Source organism: Evansella halocellulosilytica (genome assembly GCF_002335745.1).
Lineage (GTDB): Bacteria > Bacillota > Bacilli > Bacillales > Salisediminibacteriaceae > Bacillus_CA > Bacillus_CA halocellulosilytica.
This window is the reverse complement of record NZ_NIST01000001.1, coordinates 2,183,524-2,202,485: the sequence shown is the minus strand read 5'-3', so window position 1 is coordinate 2,202,485 and position 18,962 is coordinate 2,183,524. Positions and strand designations below refer to the sequence as shown.

Genomic DNA, 18,962 nt, shown 5'->3' with positions numbered 1-18,962 from the left:
GAACCTTTTTCGACTTTTATTCAGAATATTCAATCCTAATATGGTATAATAATATGTAAATATTTTCTATGTGAGGTGTTAATTTGAATCATTTACCCGATATTAAAATGCTCGAAAATATCTCGAATGTACATGAATGGAAAAACGCTTATGAAAAAGAATTACGAAAACTTTCATTACTTTCATCAGAAATCAGTAAGCTTGAACAGGAATTATATACGACAGGCAAAGCTTCTGATGACCTTCATACTTTAAAAGAGAAGAAGCAGAAAATTTTAACCGACACTTCTTTTAAAAAATTGGTGCAGCAGCATGCTGATCAGATGACAGATCCGCTTTGGAAAAAAAGGTTAACATTAATGCTTAATGAAATAGAATCACAAGAAATTGAAGCGGATCCAGATATATTATCACTAAAAAGTCAATTAGAAAACAAGCTATATAGCCAGCAATATGTAGTAGGCGGAACATCATATAATATTGGCGACGTTCAGTCAGTTTTAGTTAGCAATCCTAACAAACATCTCCGGGAGAAATTAATGAACGCAGTGAATGAACAGAGCGCTGAACTTGAAGAAGATTTTCGATTGCTATTAAAAAAACGCAACGAAAAAGCGAGGGAACGTGGATATCGTCATTATCACGAATATAAGTTTGGTGTAGAAAAGTTAAATTTCCAGCAATATAGAACAGAATGCTCGAAAATGTTTGATCCTAATAATGATACATATAAACAATGGATTAGAATGGCGAAGGAACTTATAGATCATTCGTCCCTTTCATTCACGGACCTGTTATACTCAGCAACAAATTATGGAGACATTGACCAATCCATTTTTTCACATGAAAAAGTCGAACAAGCTATCTATCATAGTCTTTCGGTATATGGGATAAAGCGAGGAGACACTCCGATAGACATCCGTGTGTTAAACATTCCTTATCAAGGGATGTGTAATTATATTGACTCTGAAAATATTAAAGTGCTTATTAATAAAATTGACTCACATTCGAGCTTTGCAACAGGCTTTCATGAAACCGGGCACGCACTGTATTTTCATTATGCAAACCCGAGCATATTTGAGTTCAAGCATTTTCAAAGTACAATTAGCCACGAAGCAATGGCAGAATTATTCATGACAATCCCATTCGATAAAGAATGGCTGACTGACTATTTACAACTTGACGATAAACATACTGATTCTGTCATAGAAGCAAAACACTTCTCAGAATTAATGACTTCCATGTACTTTTATTATTTAAGTTTAGTAGAGTACGAGCTTTATAAAAATCCGGATGGCGACTTTTTAAAAACGGCAAACTCCTGCTTTAAAGACGTCTTTGCAATCGAAGGTACTAGTCAACACCCAGCTACACAAGCTGTTTTTATTAGTTTTCCCGTTTATGTACATAGTTACATTTATGCTTCCGTGGTATTCGTGACATGTTGTGCGACCACTATCAAATAAAAGGATTATATAACCAGCTTGATCCGTTTAAGGAAATCATCAATAAATTTATGATCCCATCAGAGGAATATACGTGGCAGGAACGAGTAGAGCACATTTGTGGTAAGAGCTTTCATTTTCAAGCCTTTGAAGAGCAATTATCTCAAGGGTTAGCTGCTATTTTTTCAAAACAAAATCACGTTTGAGTTAATATCACAAAGCCATTATAAACGACCTCCCTCATAAGAAATGAAGAAGGTCGTTTCTCTATTATCAATCAATTTTCATTTTGCTTAAGCTTGCACCATCCGCAAAGAAACGTTCAATGTTTTTCTCCACAGATGGGTCTGCTATTAACGGAGGTGCATGGTGCGGTTTAATCCGCGCATCAATGACCATGTTGTCGCATGACCAGTGCTTGTTCTCATATCCACTGTTTGTCCCGTACATGTCATGTGATGGGTTACTGCGAGTGAAAGTTGCCCAAAGGAAATTACTAGTTGATTCACTCATAAAGTTGCTATCGTCACATACAATGATCAATGGACAGGATGGCAGTTCTCCTTTTTCTACTAACGCAGCAGTAAGATCCTCCATCTCCTTTTGTGCCTGTTCGTAAGATACAAAAGCAGGTCCTTTCAGTGCAATCACTCCAGGCATGACGAGCTGTGGTCGTTCAAACGTATCCAAAGCCATCACTTGCTCAGGGATACTCGTACATAGTTCTCGCTTTTTATCACCGTATGCTGCGACGACAACTTTACTACCTGTATTTAAGCCTGTCCCAGAATAATCGAGCGTATCAATCGTTGTATTCGTCTGAAAGTGAATATCCCGGCGAAGGTCGATCCGTTCTAAAATATGCCCGATAAATTCTTCCTCTTTATGAGTATCTAGTTCATGTTCTTGTTCTGCAGTAATAAAAAGATATTTGGCAAGACTGAGCTGACCTGTTCCTAAAATCCGATTCGCAATTGTCAATAATTCGGCTGGGCGTTTCACCTCTTCATAAGGTGTGTATCGTTCACTCCCAATCGCAAATAACAAAGGATGGACACCAGCTGCATCAACCGCATGTACCTCTTTTACACCTGGAACTTCGAGTTTGACAGCGTCGCCAGTTAACTCATGGATTAAATCTCCAAAAGCTGTATCTTCTTGTGGTGGCCGGCCGACTACAGTAAATGGCCAAATGGCATTTTCTTTCGCATACACTTTGTCTACTTTCATTAACGGGAATTCATGTGTCAAACTGTAATAACCTAAATGATCACCAAACGGGCCTTCAGGTTTTGTCTCACCGGGATGTATTTCTCCTGTAATGACAAAGTCAGCATCATGACTTATGCAATAGCCGTTTTCATCATAGCTGTACCTGAACCGCCTTCCCGCAAGCATACCGGCAAAGGTCATTTCACTCAATCCGTCAGGAAGCGGCATGACAGCAGATAATGTGTGAGCAGGCGGTCCCCCGATAAAAATACTTACCTTTAACGGCTCCCCACGTTTCGTCGCTTTATGCTGGTGAATACCAATGCCACGATGAATTTGGTAGTGCAATCCAACCTCTTTATCGACCTCATAGTCATTCCCTGTTAATTGAACTCGATACATTCCTAAATTCGCATTCATAATCCCTGGCTTTTCTGGATCCTCAGAGTAAACTTGCGGCAACGTTACGAACGCCCCTCCATCATCGGGCCAATGGTGAATAAGTGGTACATCAGAGATGTTTATCTCTTTAAAACTGCTCGGAATCCCTTTGGATTTTTTCATTGGCAGCGCTTTTGTCGCCGTTAAGCCTGCTCCGATATGTTTAAACGGATTTTTCAGTGCCTTCATCGGGTCATTACGGAGTCCAATAACATTCTCAGTTGACCCCCACGTTTTCCGAAAAATAAATTTACTTCTCTCCACCGTACCGAATAAATTCGATATAGCTGGGTAGCTTGACCCTTTTACATTTTCAAATAGTAATGCTGGACCACCAGCTTGAAATACTTTCATATGTATAGCAGCCATTTCAAGGTATGGATCTACTTCTTCACTAATGCGAATTAAGTGGCCATTTTTCTCCAAATCTTGAATACATTGTTCTAAGTTTTGATACATGATTCTCTATCTCCCATTATCTAGTTTCAACGTAAGCGGATCCGACCTCCGCATTTTCTTCGATAACCTCTTCTATATATTTTAGCATAAGTCTGTTTGAGAACGTGATTAGTACGGCCTACTGTCACGAAATTGTTAATAACGCTATTTATAACAAACTCAATGTTCCTTCAATAAATATCCGGTCGTAAAACGTGGTTTTAATTCGCAATATAAGGGCACTTTACTACCAGAGTCCCTTTGAACAACAAGTGTTTCTTCGCTATTTCTCTACGAGCTGCTTCGACGCATTCACTTCTTCGATTTACTTGCAGAGGAAGAAGTACAGAATACCTTCCATCTATTTCGTTACTTTTAAGGATATCTCACGATTACAATCCTTAAAGGTTTAAATTCACACGGCAGAGCCTGTGGTTTACAAAGAATGTAATAAGAAGGACTCCCCACAGTTTGTGTGGAAAGCCCTTCCATTTAATTTAAGCTGTCTCTATCAATATCAATGCGATCTTGCCCGTCAAATTCAACCTCTAATTCAAAGTCTGTAATATCGGCACGTTCTAAATCAAAATATTGGAGGATTCGATCAATTACATCATCATCACTCAACTCAGGGGTTAAATCCAACTCTTCAAACAAGCTGAAAATTTCGTCCCTCGCTTCGTCACCGCGTAAAGATTCATCTCTTACAATGTATTTTGCCTCAAAACCGTTATGCTCATCTTCGTACTCAATATCAATAAGGTCTCCTTCACCAGTAACTTCGATTTCAAGCTCAAAATCAGTAATATTCATCGTTTGATCCAGGTCATCCTCTTGATCACCGGTATCGACATCACCGTTTTCCGGGTCGTCATCAGGGTGATCATCGTCAAGATCATCCTCGATGTTGTCATCAATATCGGCTCCACCGTTTTCTGGTGGTTGATCTTCTGCTGTTCCGCATGCAGAAATGAAACTAAACAGGATCACAAAAAGTAGAATCCAATATTTTTTACTCATGTTATTACCTCCTAGGTTCAGATTCCATTGTAGTATTCCCACGATGTCAATATTTTTAATCTCTTGCAACTTTTTAAAAGCGATGTCCTTAAAGTTAGATTGGTATTATAATGGTAATAAAACACTAGAAGTACAGATAGATATCGTACAGGATTTCATCCGACTGGGGGCAACACATTGATAAAAAAATTGAATTTGAAAAACCGAGACATCGTAAAAGACATACGAAACTTACAATTACTAGCTTATAAAATTGAAGCCGAGATCATTCAATATGATAGGCTGCCGCCACTACTCGATACGATCGACTCTATCCAGCAATGTAACGAAACGTATTTCGGTTATTTTGAACAAGGAAATTTATGTGGTGTTATTTCGATAAACGTAATCGATAGCGTCATCGATATTCATCGCCTCATGGTTCATCCGAAACATTTCAGGAAAGGAATCGCCAATTCTCTTTTACATTTTATTGAGAAAAGTGAAGTCGGGGCTAAAGAAATCATTGTTTCAACTGGGAAAAAAAATAAACCTGCAATAAAATTTTATGAGAAGCATGGCTTTACTAGGGTGAAAGATATGAACATAACTGAAGGTTTATCAATTTCATGTTTTAAAAAGATTATATAAAAGTACAAGTTTGTATGACAAAAAAGCTTAAGGAGAAGTTAAAATTGTTCTCCCTAAGCTTCTATTATTATAGTACTTTACTCAAAAATGCTTGAGTTCTTGGGTGCTGCGGATTATCAAAGATTTCGTTAGGGTCACCTTCTTCCATAATCTTTCCTTCATCCATGAAAATAACTCGGTCTCCCATTTCACGTGCAAAGCCCATTTCATGAGTAACGACAACCATTGTCATCCCTTCTTTTGCTAAATCCTTCATCGCTCCTAACACATCGCCGACTAATTCAGGATCTAAGGCCGAAGTTGGCTCATCAAACAACATCACTTTCGGATTCATTGCTAAAGCTCTTGCAATTGCAACACGCTGTTTTTGTCCACCAGATAAACTTTGTGGATATGCATTTGCTTTATCAGACAAACCGACCTTTTCAAGTAAAGGTAACGCGAGTTCTTCTGCTTCGTTTTTCTCGATCCCTTTCACTTTTTTCGGTCCGAGAGTAACATTTTCCAACACAGTCATGTGCGGAAACAGGTTAAAATGCTGGAACACCATACCAACTTGTGAACGAAGCTTGTTAATATCAATTTTTGGATCCGTTAAGTTTTCACCATCAATGACTACATCACCAGATGTCACTTCTTCTAACAAATTTAAGCAGCGTAAAAATGTACTTTTCCCGGAACCAGAAGGGCCGATCACACAAACGACCTCTTGTTCTTTTACTTCTGCATTGATTCCTTTCAGCACCTTTAAGTCGCCAAAAGATTTATGTAAATCGGTTACTTTGATCATTACACATCTAACCTCCGTTCAATCTTTCTCAAAATTAACATGGCCGGGATCGTAATGATTAAGTAAGCTAAACAAAGCATGACATAAGGTTCAAATGTTTGAGCTGTTGTACTTACATATTGTCTCATTAAATACGTGACCTCGCCGATAGAAATTATCGCAAAAATCGACGTATCTTTCAAACTAATTATAAATTGGTTTCCTAATGGTGGAATCATCCGTTTAAACGCCTGTGGCCAGATTATATATCTCATCGTTTGTGCGGAACTTAAACCAATGGACCGCCCTGCTTCCATTTGTCCTTTGTCGATCGACTCAACCCCGCCGCGAACGATTTCAGCAATGTATGCTCCAGCGTTAATGGCAATAGCGATGACCCCTGCCGTAACGGCATCTAAGTTAATGCCAAATGCGTCTGCAACAGCAAAATATAAGAACAATGCTTGTACTAGAATCGGCGTACCTCTAACTAACTCAATATATACGGTCGCACTACCATAAATAATTTTATTTTTCGATAAACGGGCAAGTCCAGTAAAACTACCAATGATAAACCCGATAAAAACTCCGACAAACGTAATATAAAGCGTTAATTGCAAACCTTTTGCAATAAATGGCAGCGTCCCTTTCCAATGAGGACTCTGTGCCAACTCTATTAAGCCATCAAACATGTCAAGTAATGACCTCCTTTTTTCATATAAACAAAACTAAGCTTATCGGTTCTCAGCAAGAGAATTGTACTTTCCTAAAAACTCTTATGCTTTGTGCAACTTTTAATGGTGAAATTGTTAATTGACGTCAATACTATCACCATTGTTTTTATAAATTCTTGTAGTATAAATATCTAAAGCGCAACAAGCTAACCACTCGTCGCGCATTTAGATTAGCGTTTCTATTCATTTAGTCTAACTTATTCATCATCAGGACGCTGACCAAACCATTCTTCATAAATGTCACCGTATGTGCCATCGTCTCTCATTTCAGCTAACGCTTCATTTACTTGTTCAGTAAGCTCTGAGTCTTGTGGGAAAGCAATCCCATATTTCTCACCAGTTAATAATTCACCGGCTGTTTTCATTTCTCCAAGTGCTTCTGTTTCAATGTAATAAAGGACGTTTGGTACATCATAAATAACAGCATCGACACGGCCTGCAATTAAATCTTGGTAGGCATTGACTATGTCCGGGAATGTGCTAATTTCTGCCTCTGTATTTTCTAATAAATAGTCTTCACTTGTCGTTGAAGCTCGAGTCGCTACAGGACGTCCATCCACATCATCGATCGATTGGATTTCTTCTTCGTCTTCACGAACAGCTAAAATTAAACCAGCATCATAATATGGGTCGGAAAAATCAAAGTTCTCAGCTCGTTCGTCTGTAATCGTCATCCCAGCAATACCGATATCGTAACGACCAGTTCCCATTCCGGTTACAATACCGTCAAATTCAACAACCTCAAGGTCGATTTCGAAGCCGACTCTTTCGGCAATTTCGTTAATAAGGTCGATATCAAAACCTTCCATTTCTTCAGTCTCGGTATTTAAGAACTCAAACGGTACATAGTTGGTGTCCGTTGCCACCGTATACACAGGGAGATCTCCATCTCCGTCATCGTTTCCACCATCTCCGGTTGTTTCATCGTCCCCGGCACCACATGCAGCAATGACTGCTACAGTAAATAATGATGCGAAACCTAATATGAATTTGTTCTTCACTTGTTATTTCCCCCTTTTTTTATAGCCATTTGGAATAACACCAATTTTGGTATGATTCCAAATAGTTTAAATAAACAAATATTTCGCATAATAATATTGTTCAACATGATACGATGATTTCCTGCAAAAAAATTCATTCTTTTCTAATAAAGTTTTAATTACATAACTTTATCCATGAAAGAAGGTCAATAAATTTATATTCATAAAGAAGACTCGTATACCTTAAAATGAGGGTGTCCCAAAAGCCTAGCTTTCGGTGACACCCTCTTTGTTTTAACTAATTAATTGAAGTAAATGTAATAGGTTCGCTCGAATCGCTCTAGGCGGACGCTTTCCGCGGGCAACACTTCAGCCTCCTTGGGAAAACCACCCTGCGGGGTCTTCAGCTGTTGCTTTTCCCGCTGGAGCATTCCTGTCAAATAACTATACGTCCTATTGATAAAAAAAGGATCCTCCGATATGATGCAAGTGCCGTAAGAAATAAGCATTCACAAAGGAGGATCCTTCATGAATCGTATTCGAAATGAAAAAATTAATCAAGTAAACGAAGACACTTTGGTCATAGGTATTGATATTGCTAAAAAAAATCACTATGCATGTGCCGTTGACCTGCGTGGACGTGAACTTGCTAGGGTGTGGCGAGTCCACCAATCGAAAGACGGTTTCATTCATTTCGAAAAGACTGTTAAAGATCTAATGGAAACACACCAAAAAACAAATGTACTCATCGGTTTTGAAGCAACTGGTCATTACTGGATGAACCTTGCGGCATTTTTAGAGATCTCAGGATTACCTTTTGTTTTGGTTAATCCAATGCATGTGAAACAATCCAAGGAAATGGACGATAATCTACAAACAAAGAATGATGCGAAAGATTCGCGTATTATAGCGAAACTCCTTCCGAATGGGTACTTTAGTATACCAAGGAAGATGACGCCTGTAGATCATCACATACGTCAAGGATCAGCGGTCCAGGAACGATTGCGTAAAGACATTGCTATGGTAAAAAACCGAATACAGCGATGGTTGGACCTTTATTTTCCGGAATTTAATCAAGTATTTAAACACTATGGCCAACAAGCTCTAACGGTCTTAAAGCTGACTCCGCTTCCAGGAGACATCAGAGGCGCCTCTGTTGAAGAATTAATTAAACAACAGAAGGAAGCAGGAGCCAAGTATGCTGGAAAGCCCAAGATGGTGGCCCTCATTGAAAAGGCCCATCACTCCATCGGAGTGACACAGAGTGATCAAATGGCAAGGATGGAAATACAGGGCCTTGTCAGTCAACTTGAGTTATTGGACTTACAGCTCGAAGAGGTAACCTCTCACATGATTGAGCGGGCCAAAGATTTAGACGAGTTCCAATTCCTTGTTTCAATCCAAGGAATAAGTGAAAACACAATAAGCGCATTATTGGCCGAGACAGGCTCTCTTCGCAATTACAAGCATCCACGCCAAATCATTAAGCTAGCGGGACTAACATTGCGAGACAATAGCTCAGGCAAACATGAGGGTACGAAGAAGATATCTAAACGTGGAAGGAGACGACTTCGCGTTTTACTTTACAAAGCGATCCTTCCACTGATTCAGAACAACACTGCTTTTCATGATTTGTACACGTATTATCACTCACGAGAGCATAATCCACTGACCAAAAAAGAAGCGATGGTCGTGTTGTGTAGAAAACTGCTTCAGGTGTTACACGGACTAAGTAAAAACCAGATTATGTTTGACCCTCACAGAATGATAGCGGACCTTTCACAAGGTACACAGAACAAAGCAGCGTAAAAACCTGCGTTCCATCTAAATCAACAACAAAGGCACAGAGATTCGGCAGACGGCGACTTAAGACGGCCATTAGAGTGTCAGTCCATGCTGGAGTATGAGCCCGAGCTCTGCGTCAGGCAAGACCCAACGAAGGAATGTATGCACTTGATGCCAAGAGACATGGGAGGGTAAGTCACCTGATAGAAGCAGAGATCACTCGTGCAAATCATGTTTAATCTGGCAGTATTTGTCAAACTGCCAACGCAACGCGTCACTTAATGATCCATAATGTGTATTTGATTACATTATGTGGTTGTGGGTCTCGGAGGACTCTTTAGAAAAAATTTTTTTCAAAGTTCATGACAAGGGCGAAAGCCCTTCATAACAACTTTTTCTGAGGGAGTCGCCGCCTGCCACTCTTTCGAGCTTTTTTAATAAAATTGAAAAATAAAGAAATCGCCCCATTTGGTATAATTAAAGCACCACACCAAAACCATACCAGGAGGCGATTTCTTTATGAAACATAATCATATTTCTTTCCAAGATTATAACATGGATCAGCTATACTTACCAATGGATCTTGAAATAGAAATTCCTGTCCATCACGTTTGCCGCATTGTCAATCAAGCCGTCGAAGAACTGGATGAATCTATTCTCTATCAATGTTACGATGGCGGCGGCCGTCCTCCTTACCATCCCAAAATGATGTTAAAGATTATCCTTTATGCCTATACACAGAAAATCTATTCCTCCAGACAAATCGCAAAACAACTTAATGAAAACATCTATTTTATGTGGCTTGCCCGTCATCAAAAGCCTGATTTTCGCACGATCAACCGTTTTCGCTCCGAGAAGATGAAAGATATTATTTATGAAGTTTTCTTTTCCATAGTTGATCTCCTTCGGAATCACGGCCTCGTAAAGTTAGAAGATTACTTCCTTGATGGCACCAAAGTAGAAGCTAATGCCAATAAATATACGTTCGTCTGGCGAAAAGCCACAGAGCGCTACGACAGTCAGCTCAACGAAAAGTACCACACCATTATGCAGGGCATTGAAAAGGTGACCAAGCAAGACGAGGAACACGCAGGAGAGTTGGACGAGCAAGAGAAACTGGAGGCTGATCCAATTACTTCAGAGGATATCAAAGAGTCTATTAACCATCTCGAAAAGAAACTGGTTGATGAACCAAAAAACCGTGAGGTTAAAAAAGCGAAGCGCCAGCTTGAGAAGGACCTTCTTCCGCGAAAAGAAAAATATGAAAAACAAAAAGAGATTCTGGCGGGGCGAAACAGCTATTCTAAAACGGATACGGATGCCAGCTTTATGAGAATGAAAGACGACCATATGCGTAATGGCCAACTCAAGCCAGGTTACAACATTCAGACAGGAACCGAAAACCAGTTTATTACCGGGTTTAGTCTTCATCAGCGTGCCGGTGATCCTGGTTGCCTAAAACCCCATTTTGAACTTTTAGAGAAATACGGACGACCACTGCCGGAGCATCTGATAGCCGACTCAGGATACGGTAGCGAGGAAAATTACTCCTTTTGTGAAGAGAAGCAAATGGAAGCTTTTGTGAAATACAGTACGCTTGATAAAGAACAGACTAAAAAGTTCAAAAATCAGGTTGGACGGGTGGAAAATCTCCAATATGATGAGGATGAAGATGAGTGGATATGCGCCAATAATAAGCGTCTCACGTTTCAGTACAAGGCAAATCGCCAAACTGAAAACGGTTATACAACTATCAAGCGTGTTTACCGGTGCGTGGATTGTCACGGCTGCCCTTTCCAGGAAGTATGTGCTAAAGGAAATGACACCAAGACCATCAGTGTTTCCATGAAAAATCAGGAGCAGCGAAGACAGGTTCGTGATCGACTGAACACGGAAACTGGCAGTCAGCTTTATCGGCAGAGAAAGTGTGACGTAGAGCCTGTTTTTGGACAAATAAAATATAACCGGGGCTTTGATCGGTTTCATCTGAGAGGCCTTTCCAAAACTACGCTGGAATGGGGTCTTCTTTGTATTGCCCATAACTTTCTAAAATGGGAAAGACATTATAAATTCAAAGAACAAAAAGAAAAAAAGAGAGAGCAGATGGCAGGATAACAGGCCACCTGTCCTCTAAAACAATAAAAAATCAAACGAAATAGAAAAGAGACCGTCCACTAAAGGTCGCTATTCAGCGACCTTTTGGGACAGCCTCATTTCTTTATATTCAATTCGTTCCTCACCTACCTAATCGAATTCGACATTTTTCGGAAAGTGACTGGCACTTGTCACAAGTACTTCACGGGTGAATGTTTTATTTTTGCTAGCTTTGCAACGGTCAATTATTGTTAAACCTGCATTCTTAACTATTTCATCAACGGGATCAATGGTGACAATCACAACCTTATTTGCAAAAGAACATGCACTTTTAAACATCTCATATCGTTCTTCATCTGAGATTACTGAACAGAGGTTGTAAGGCATATCAATAATCGCAACATCGTAATCTCCTGTCACTTCCCGAATATCTTTTAACGATACTTCAGCTGAATAGCCAAAATGTGCGAGGTTCTTTCTTGAACCGTACACGACGCGAATATTAAGGTCACTCCCGTCAATATTCACTCCCATCGAACACGCTTCGATAAGGACGGTTCCAATTCCACAGCAAGGGTCAATCGCTTTAACTCCTTCCGGTTTTGGTACTGCGATATTGACGACAGTTCGAGCCATTTTGGTGCTCAAAGCTGTTGAGTATTCGTGAGGCTTATTTTGATGTTCTAACCATTTCGAGTTGCTTTGATGGAGATGGCCAAACACCCAACGTCCGTTGACTTTCATTATTCCAAATAATTGTTCCGGACGATTTAAATCAATATCCCCTCGCACTTGCAGCCCGACTTCTTTTTCAACAGCTTGTCTTTCTTTAAACGACAGTTTTTCTCCGGATGGATTTTTTACGAACACGACTTTAAATGTCATCTCACTTTTAGGTAGATTTTTGACTTTCTTAGCCATTTCCGATATAGATTCACTCTCTAAGAGCACATCAATCCGTTCATTCATAAATGGACTTCTCGTCGGATCAACTTGAATGTGACTTTCTAACGTGCCAGATATGGAATCCATCCCAAAAAATGCCCGCATTTCCAGCTTACATAACTCCAGCTCTTCTTCTGTATATGAAAATGTATAGATCGATTTCAGTTTGTCATTTTGAATAGTAATCAAATTTTTTTCATTCCTTTTATAATAAATTCATTCGACAAGTGCCTGGCACTTGTCACCTATGTTAATATATTAATATATTTCAAAATAGATGGAGGCGTATAATGGGGAAACGGTTATTGTTTTTTATTTTAACAAATATTCTTGTGATGACGACAATTGTCATTGTCTGGTCTTTGATCACTACCTACACTGGAGTCAGCGGAACTATTGATACTGGAGGACCTGGATTAGGTATTGACCTTACAGCACTTGCTGTATTCAGTTTACTTGTTGGTTTTTCAGGAGCATTCATCTCTTTAGCAATCTCTAGATGGATCGCAAAAAAAATGATGAAAATAAAAGTACTTGATCCTGATGGTCCGCTATCTGCACATGAACGTGCTGTCGTGGAAAAGGTACACCGCCTGTCACGCGCAGCTGGTTTAATGCATATGCCAGAAGTTGGAATTTACCATTCAAACGAAGTAAACGCATTTGCAACGGGTCCATCAAAAAAGCGTTCGCTTATTGCCGTTTCATCTGGTCTATTAAACACAATGGACGATGATGCGGTAGAAGGGGTTATTGCCCATGAGGTTGCCCACGTTGCAAATGGAGACATGGTGACCATGACATTGCTACAAGGTGTCGTGAACACATTCGTCGTCTTCTTCTCACGAATTGCAGCAATCCTAGTGTCACGTTTAGTTCGTTCTGAACTACAGTTTGTCGTTCGTTTTGCCGCTATTATTATTTTCCAAATACTATTCTCAATCCTTGGAAGTCTTGTCGTTATGGCATACTCACGCCATCGAGAATTCCATGCCGATCGCGGCGGAGCAGACTTAGCCGGTAAAGACAAAATGGCTCATGCTCTACGGTCGTTAAAAGCACACGTTAGTCGTGCTACTGCTAATGATCGTACAGACGATTCAGCGATTCAGACGATGAAGATCAATGGAAAAGGCGGAGTCATGAACCTATTCTCTTCACATCCAGAGTTAGACGAGAGAATTAAACGTCTTGAACAACAATAAAATTCAAAAAAAACAACTGCTATATTGGAACCAGCAGTTGTTTTTTCTTTTCTTAATCCTAACCTACCCCATTTTCTCTCCACATGTTCTGTTCGTGTGTCATATAAGAACCCTCCACCCATTATCCTTTTACTTATCCTGTTAACACCTTTCCGACCTTTAATCATATTTTTTAAACGAATGCCTTGTCACTTCCAAAGAAATACATTGAGATCCACATGCTTCCTAGGATAAAAAGCAAAACTATAGTATGATTACATTCGACAAGTGCCAGGCACTTGTCGAATCCAAAGTGAGGTTTTGAGCGATGAATAAGTTTAATCAATATGAACTAAGTGCGGATATTAAACGGGCATTATCAGATTTACATTTCCATACACCGACAGAAGTACAGCAAAAAGTCATTCCAAAAGCATTACAAAAGCAGGATCTGGTCGTTAAATCTCAAACCGGGAGCGGTAAAACCGCTTCATTCGGTATCCCAATATGTGAATTAATCGATTGGGAAGAAAACAAGCCGCAGGCATTGATTCTCACACCAACTAGGGAACTGGCCACTCAAGTGAAAGAGGACATATCCAATATTGGTCGGTATAAACGAATAAAAGCTGCAGCCATTTACGGCAAGCATCCATTTAACAAACAAAGGCTTGAATTAAAACAAAAAACGCATGTCGTTGTCGGAACACCTGGAAGAGTATTTGATCATATCGAAAAAGGCACTCTAGCAACAGAAAAGATCAAATATCTTATTATTGATGAAGCTGACGAAATGTTTAATATGGGGTTCATCGATCAAGTCGAAGCAATTATTAAAAAATTGCCGAAATCCAGAGTCACATCGATTTTCTCTGCAACCATACCAGATGATGTCGATAACCTTCGTCAAAAATACATGCAATCACCAGTTGAGATTGAAATTACTAAATCAAGCTTAGCAACTGAAAAAATCGAGCATACATTAATTAAAGTAGATGAACACGATAAGCTTTCCTTGTTAAAACATGTCACCATCGCAGAAAATCCAGATAGCTGTATCATTTTTTGCAGCACACAAGAAAAGGTAGACAATCTGTTTCGTCAATTAAAACAAGCAAACTACCCTTGTGAAAAAATTCATGGCGGCCTCTATCAAAAAGACAGATTCAATGTAATGAATAGATTTAAACGAGGACAATTCCGTTATTTAATCGCTACCGACGTTGCAGCAAGAGGGATTGACATAGACAATATATCGCTCGTCATTAATTACGACTTGCCTACAGAGAAAGAAAGCTATGTACATAGAACTGGACGTACTGGCAGAGCAGGTAAAACAGGAAAAGCGATTTCCTTTGTTACCCGTTATGATAGTAGACATCTCCAAGATATTGAACGATATATAGGTTTTTCCATTCCAAACAAGCAAGCACCAACACGAAAAGTCGTTCAGAATTTGAAAGCTGATTTTGAAAAGAAAATGAAAACAATTCCAGTTGAGAAAAAGGATAAAAGTACCGAACTAAATAAAAATATTATGAAACTATACTTTAATGGCGGCAAGAAAAAGAAGTTACGACCTATTGATTTCGTTGGAACACTTACAAACATTCCGGACATTACAGCTGAAGACATAGGCATCATAACCATTCAGGATCATTGTACGTATGTTGATATTCTCAATGGGAAAGGCCCCCACGTCCTCAAAGAAATGAAAACGAAAACGATAAAAGGGAAACAACTAAAAGTCCATAAAGCAAAAACATAACCCAAATAACCCAACAATAAAACAATAAATACACCCAAAAATATCCAGGCGCCTGGCACCTGGATATTTTTGGGTGTTCATGAGCTGTTATGTGAGCTTTTATTCGACAAGTGCCTGGCACTTGTAATCCTTTAAATATGGGATGGTCTTCCTCGTTTCTAATAGTGTTTGTAAATCGACCTCTCCGTAAATGATCTCCTCCTCTATTGAGGAAGCTTCATTTAGCACCGTTCCTTGTGGACCGATAAACTTGCTTTTCCCACATGCACCACCGCTTACGGCATTCGTACCTAAAACGTATATCGTATTATCTAACCCTCGGGCAGGCAGCTGAATATCCCAACGTGACTTTGCCTCCTTACTCCATACAGAAGGGACGACAAGCAGATCAGCTCCTTGCAAAGCAAGCAACCTTGTCGGCTCTGGGAATTCAATATCGTAACAAATTAGCACACCGATACGACCTATAGCTGTCTCATAAACGTGATACCGCTTTTCCCCTCGTACAAATGTCCTGCTCTCCTCTCCCCAAAGCATCGACTTCCGATAGATCCCCACTACGGTTCCATCCGCATCAATAATCGCAGCTGAAATGAACATATTCTCAATTCCAAGCTTCGTCGCTTTCTCCGGAAATGGAATGATCAATACAACTTTCAGTTCATTCGCCAGTTGCTTAAACAACGACACAGTTTCACCGTCTGCTGGCTCACTTAATCTATGAAACTCCCCCGTTTCCAACCCATAGCCAGTCACCCACAACTCAGGTAAACTAATCAGTTTAGCGCCATTCGCAGCTGCTTCCCGTACGAATTCGACAGCTTGCTGACGATTTGTGATAACTTCACCTATTGCTGAATGCATCTGTACTGCAGCAACACTGACTATCCCACTCACCCCTCCCCAAAAAACAAAAGTTTACTTTATTTATACGGAGAAAGGATGAGTTTGGCAATACAAATTCGTAAAAAATAAGCGTTCATTCATATTCACTGCTTATCTTCACGTAAAAAACAAAGATTTACTCCTATATAATAATGTTCTTTTCACTTTCCTCCCTTATACATATCCAAAAAAGAAAAGACACCTTTACTTAGGTGTCACGGTGAGTGCCACTCTTATGAGCTGGTTTTTGTCCCAGCCCCTATTTACCGTATTTTTGTTGTAACTGAACGTGTTTTTTCATTCGTTGATCATCCTTGTAATCACTGACAATGCCCCATGCGTAAATGCTTCCAGGAACCCATAAACATAACCATAAAATGAACGCAATAATGGCTTGAAACGGTTTGCCCGCCATTAATACAGCTACCGGCGGACAAAAAATTGCCCAAAATCTCACCTTCATCACTCCCCCTCAATTTTTGCCACTACTACCTATCTTATGGGTGTAATTTCAAGCTAATGATGACCGATTTCCGTCTATTTTTGACATAATAAGCGTTTCACCTAACCTATAAGAAGATGTTAAAAAAGCCCGAGTGCCTCTGCATTGACTCGTTTCTCCATCCCTTGGAAAAACACTTTTCCTGTGTGTGATTCGGATTTTAGTAAATGCATTCCTTATGCTCACTTATTAACAATATACGCTCCATTACTCATAAACTTCGTCGCTTTGATCTATTCGCCTCATTTTTAAGGAGAATTTGACGCTTTCTATTGTCTCTTCATCTTCTTTGAGGATAGACACCTATTGTGGGATTGTAATTATAAACATTCTTTCCCTTCAAAAAAAACAAACAGGGATATCACCCTGTCTGTTAAGCTAGTTAACAATATCTACGAAAATATCGTCTACTGATGGTTCCTCTTCGATTAACTCATATTCCTTCATCCAATCGATCGTCTCTTGCCATGATGCTTCTTCCTGGCTGCCGAACCCATCATCTGACTTCATTTTTGGCAGCAGAACATCAAGGCTTTCTTGTTCAACTTCTTCGATTAATGGAAAGTTCGCTTCATCTTGATTGCTCAATAAAATGTCGAGAGCTTCTTCAGGATTGTCATTCATAAACTCATATCCTTTCGTTGCTCCACGCCAAAACGCTTCAATGACACCTTGCTGTTCTTCCCACGTCTGATCATTTGTAACCGCGACTAACTCATAATAACTAGGCACACCATAGTCAACTGGATTAAAATAGCTCGGTTCATGACCTTGGTTTCGTAAAACCGGGACTTCATGGTTAATATATGCACCAATGACAGCATCTACATTTCCACTCACAATCGATGAACCTAATTCAAACCCAACATCGATCATCTGCAGCTCCTCAACATTCCCACCGTCATTTTGAACCATTGTTTTTAAAAGCGACTCATTTAACGGAATCCCCGGATAACCGACTTGCATATCGGCAAGATCCTTCGGTGATTCAATCAATTCATCCTCTAAATAGACGACGTGATTTAACGGGGAACGAACAATCGCCCCAACCGATTTGACCGGTACATCTTGATTCGCTCTTGCCATAACAACATCAGGCTGATACGAAATCCCGAGAGTCACTTGTCCCGCTGCAGCTAAGTTAATCGGATCAGTCGGATTGGCAGGAAACTGAATGTTCACCTCAACACCTTCTTCTTCAAAGTAGCCATTTTCAATTGCAACATATAAAAAACTATGTACAGCATTCGGATACCAATCTAGCATAATATCAACTTCTGTTAATTCTCCTCCCTCTACTGCGCTTTCGCTCTCTCCAGACTCATCACCACATGCAGTGGCAAGTACGACCACAAATCCTATAAAACTACGTAATAACCATTTCTTCACCCTGTTTTCCTCCATTTTAATGTGATTTTTTCTAGTAGTACGACAAATAAAAATAAGCCAATCCCAATGGCAGATAGTAAAACAATTGGTGCAAATACGCCTGCACCGTCAAATTGAGTCATCATCCTTCGGCTAAAATATCCTAGTCCTGCTTGAGCACCTAACCATTCCCCAATTGCCGCACCAATCACACTAAGAGTGACAGCAACTTTTAACCCTGAATAAAAATGTGGCAGTGCCGACGGAATATATAGTTTTAAGAATATATCCTTTTTGTTTGCTCCCATCGTTAAAAGCAGATCTTTTAACTCCTTACTGCTGGAGCGAAGCCCGTCAAAAGTATTTACGGTAATCGGAAAAAATGTTATGAGAACGGTCACGATCACTTTACTCCAAAGTGAATAGCCGAACCATAAAACGAAAATTGGTGCTAAAGCAATAACCGGAATCGTTTGTGATGAAATAATAATTGGATAGAACGCTTTCTCAGCTGCTTTACTAACGTTCATCCATATAGCTAAGCCGACACCAAAAACAATCGATAACGAAAGTCCGACTAAAATAATGGTGACCGTTGCTGGCAAATGCATGAAAAATAAAGGCTCTCTTAATTCCCAAAGCTTCATCACGATTTGAGTAGGTGCTGGTAATATATAAGCCATATCTAGTACCCTTGCGCCTAGCTCCCAAATGAAAAAAATGAAGAAAACGAGCATAAATGAAATACTATATTCCTTCACG

17 protein-coding genes are annotated in these 18,962 nt (G+C 39.7%); 7 read left to right on the top strand and 10 right to left on the bottom strand.

Annotated elements, in window-relative coordinates:
- Window positions 1-83: 83 nt before the first annotated feature.
- Window positions 84-1,466, top strand: a complete 1,383-nt coding sequence (locus CD001_RS10465; protein WP_096187595.1) for a hypothetical protein — start codon at window positions 84-86, stop codon at window positions 1,464-1,466.
- Complete coding sequence (locus tag CD001_RS10460; RefSeq protein ID WP_096187593.1) at window positions 1,442-1,651, top strand: hypothetical protein; 210 nt, start codon at window positions 1,442-1,444, stop codon at window positions 1,649-1,651. Before CD001_RS10465 ends, CD001_RS10460 begins: the two co-directional genes overlap by 25 nt.
- Before the next feature lie 67 nt (window positions 1,652-1,718).
- Here the strand turns inward: CD001_RS10460 and CD001_RS10455 are convergent, their stop codons facing one another.
- Window positions 1,719-3,557 carry a UbiD family decarboxylase gene (locus CD001_RS10455; RefSeq protein WP_096187591.1) on the bottom strand — a complete coding sequence of 613 codons (1,839 nt, stop codon included), beginning with the start codon at window positions 3,555-3,557 and terminating at the stop codon, window positions 1,719-1,721.
- 471 nt (window positions 3,558-4,028) lie between these two features.
- Window positions 4,029-4,556: a YusW family protein gene (locus CD001_RS10450; RefSeq protein WP_096187590.1), complete on the bottom strand. Its 528-nt coding sequence runs from the start codon at window positions 4,554-4,556 to the stop codon at window positions 4,029-4,031.
- 177 nt (window positions 4,557-4,733) lie between these two features.
- Between CD001_RS10450 and CD001_RS10445 the strand changes: the two genes are divergently transcribed.
- The gene (locus CD001_RS10445) at window positions 4,734-5,186 is read left to right on the top strand and encodes a GNAT family N-acetyltransferase (RefSeq protein ID WP_096187587.1); all 453 of its coding nucleotides are present in this window, start codon (window positions 4,734-4,736) and stop codon (window positions 5,184-5,186) included.
- A 67-nt stretch (window positions 5,187-5,253) separates the two neighbouring features.
- Here the strand turns inward: CD001_RS10445 and CD001_RS10440 are convergent, their stop codons facing one another.
- From CD001_RS10440 to CD001_RS10430, 3 genes are all read right to left on the bottom strand, one after another.
- On the bottom strand, window positions 5,254-5,976 hold the full coding sequence (locus CD001_RS10440) for an amino acid ABC transporter ATP-binding protein (protein ID WP_096187586.1): 723 nt from the start codon (window positions 5,974-5,976) through the stop codon (window positions 5,254-5,256).
- Window positions 5,976-6,647: an amino acid ABC transporter permease gene (locus CD001_RS10435; protein WP_096187584.1), complete on the bottom strand. Its 672-nt coding sequence runs from the start codon at window positions 6,645-6,647 to the stop codon at window positions 5,976-5,978. The genes CD001_RS10440 and CD001_RS10435 overlap by 1 nt, the downstream gene beginning before the upstream one ends.
- A gap of 239 nt (window positions 6,648-6,886) precedes the next feature.
- Window positions 6,887-7,690 (bottom strand): transporter substrate-binding domain-containing protein, encoded by an 804-nt coding sequence (locus tag CD001_RS10430; RefSeq protein ID WP_257009777.1) that lies wholly within the window; start codon window positions 7,688-7,690, stop codon window positions 6,887-6,889.
- A gap of 507 nt (window positions 7,691-8,197) precedes the next feature.
- On the opposite strand from CD001_RS10430, the gene CD001_RS10425 reads away from it, so the two are divergent.
- Window positions 8,198-9,478, top strand: a complete 1,281-nt coding sequence (locus tag CD001_RS10425; RefSeq protein WP_096187582.1) for an IS110 family RNA-guided transposase — start codon at window positions 8,198-8,200, stop codon at window positions 9,476-9,478.
- 495 nt (window positions 9,479-9,973) lie between these two features.
- Entirely contained in the window at window positions 9,974-11,569 is a 1,596-nt protein-coding gene (locus CD001_RS10420) for an IS1182 family transposase (protein ID WP_096187580.1), read from the top strand.
- A gap of 129 nt (window positions 11,570-11,698) precedes the next feature.
- On the opposite strand, the gene CD001_RS10415 is transcribed toward CD001_RS10420, so the two are convergent.
- The gene (locus CD001_RS10415; protein WP_257009776.1) at window positions 11,699-12,682 is read right to left on the bottom strand and encodes a TRM11 family SAM-dependent methyltransferase; all 984 of its coding nucleotides are present in this window, start codon (window positions 12,680-12,682) and stop codon (window positions 11,699-11,701) included.
- A gap of 101 nt (window positions 12,683-12,783) precedes the next feature.
- Between CD001_RS10415 and htpX the strand changes: the two genes are divergently transcribed.
- On the top strand, window positions 12,784-13,698 hold the full coding sequence (htpX, locus tag CD001_RS10410; protein ID WP_096187578.1) for a protease HtpX: 915 nt from the start codon (window positions 12,784-12,786) through the stop codon (window positions 13,696-13,698).
- Between the two features lie 307 nt (window positions 13,699-14,005).
- On the top strand, window positions 14,006-15,445 hold the full coding sequence (locus CD001_RS10405) for a DEAD/DEAH box helicase (RefSeq protein WP_096187576.1): 1,440 nt from the start codon (window positions 14,006-14,008) through the stop codon (window positions 15,443-15,445).
- A gap of 99 nt (window positions 15,446-15,544) precedes the next feature.
- Here CD001_RS10405 and CD001_RS10400 read toward each other — a convergent pair whose 3' ends face one another.
- The 4 genes from CD001_RS10400 to CD001_RS10385 form a co-directional block, all read right to left on the bottom strand.
- Window positions 15,545-16,342 carry a nitrilase-related carbon-nitrogen hydrolase gene (locus CD001_RS10400; protein WP_257009775.1) on the bottom strand — a complete coding sequence of 266 codons (798 nt, stop codon included), beginning with the start codon at window positions 16,340-16,342 and terminating at the stop codon, window positions 15,545-15,547.
- 247 nt (window positions 16,343-16,589) lie between these two features.
- Complete coding sequence (locus CD001_RS10395) at window positions 16,590-16,787, bottom strand: YqaE/Pmp3 family membrane protein (RefSeq protein WP_407081102.1); 198 nt, start codon at window positions 16,785-16,787, stop codon at window positions 16,590-16,592.
- A gap of 423 nt (window positions 16,788-17,210) precedes the next feature.
- Window positions 17,211-18,221, bottom strand: a complete 1,011-nt coding sequence (locus CD001_RS10390; protein ID WP_257009774.1) for an ABC transporter substrate-binding protein — start codon at window positions 18,219-18,221, stop codon at window positions 17,211-17,213.
- Window positions 18,218-18,961, bottom strand: a complete 744-nt coding sequence (locus CD001_RS10385; RefSeq protein ID WP_096190556.1) for an ABC transporter permease — start codon at window positions 18,959-18,961, stop codon at window positions 18,218-18,220. Before CD001_RS10385 ends, CD001_RS10390 begins: the two co-directional genes overlap by 4 nt.
- Window position 18,962 lies beyond the last annotated feature (1 nt).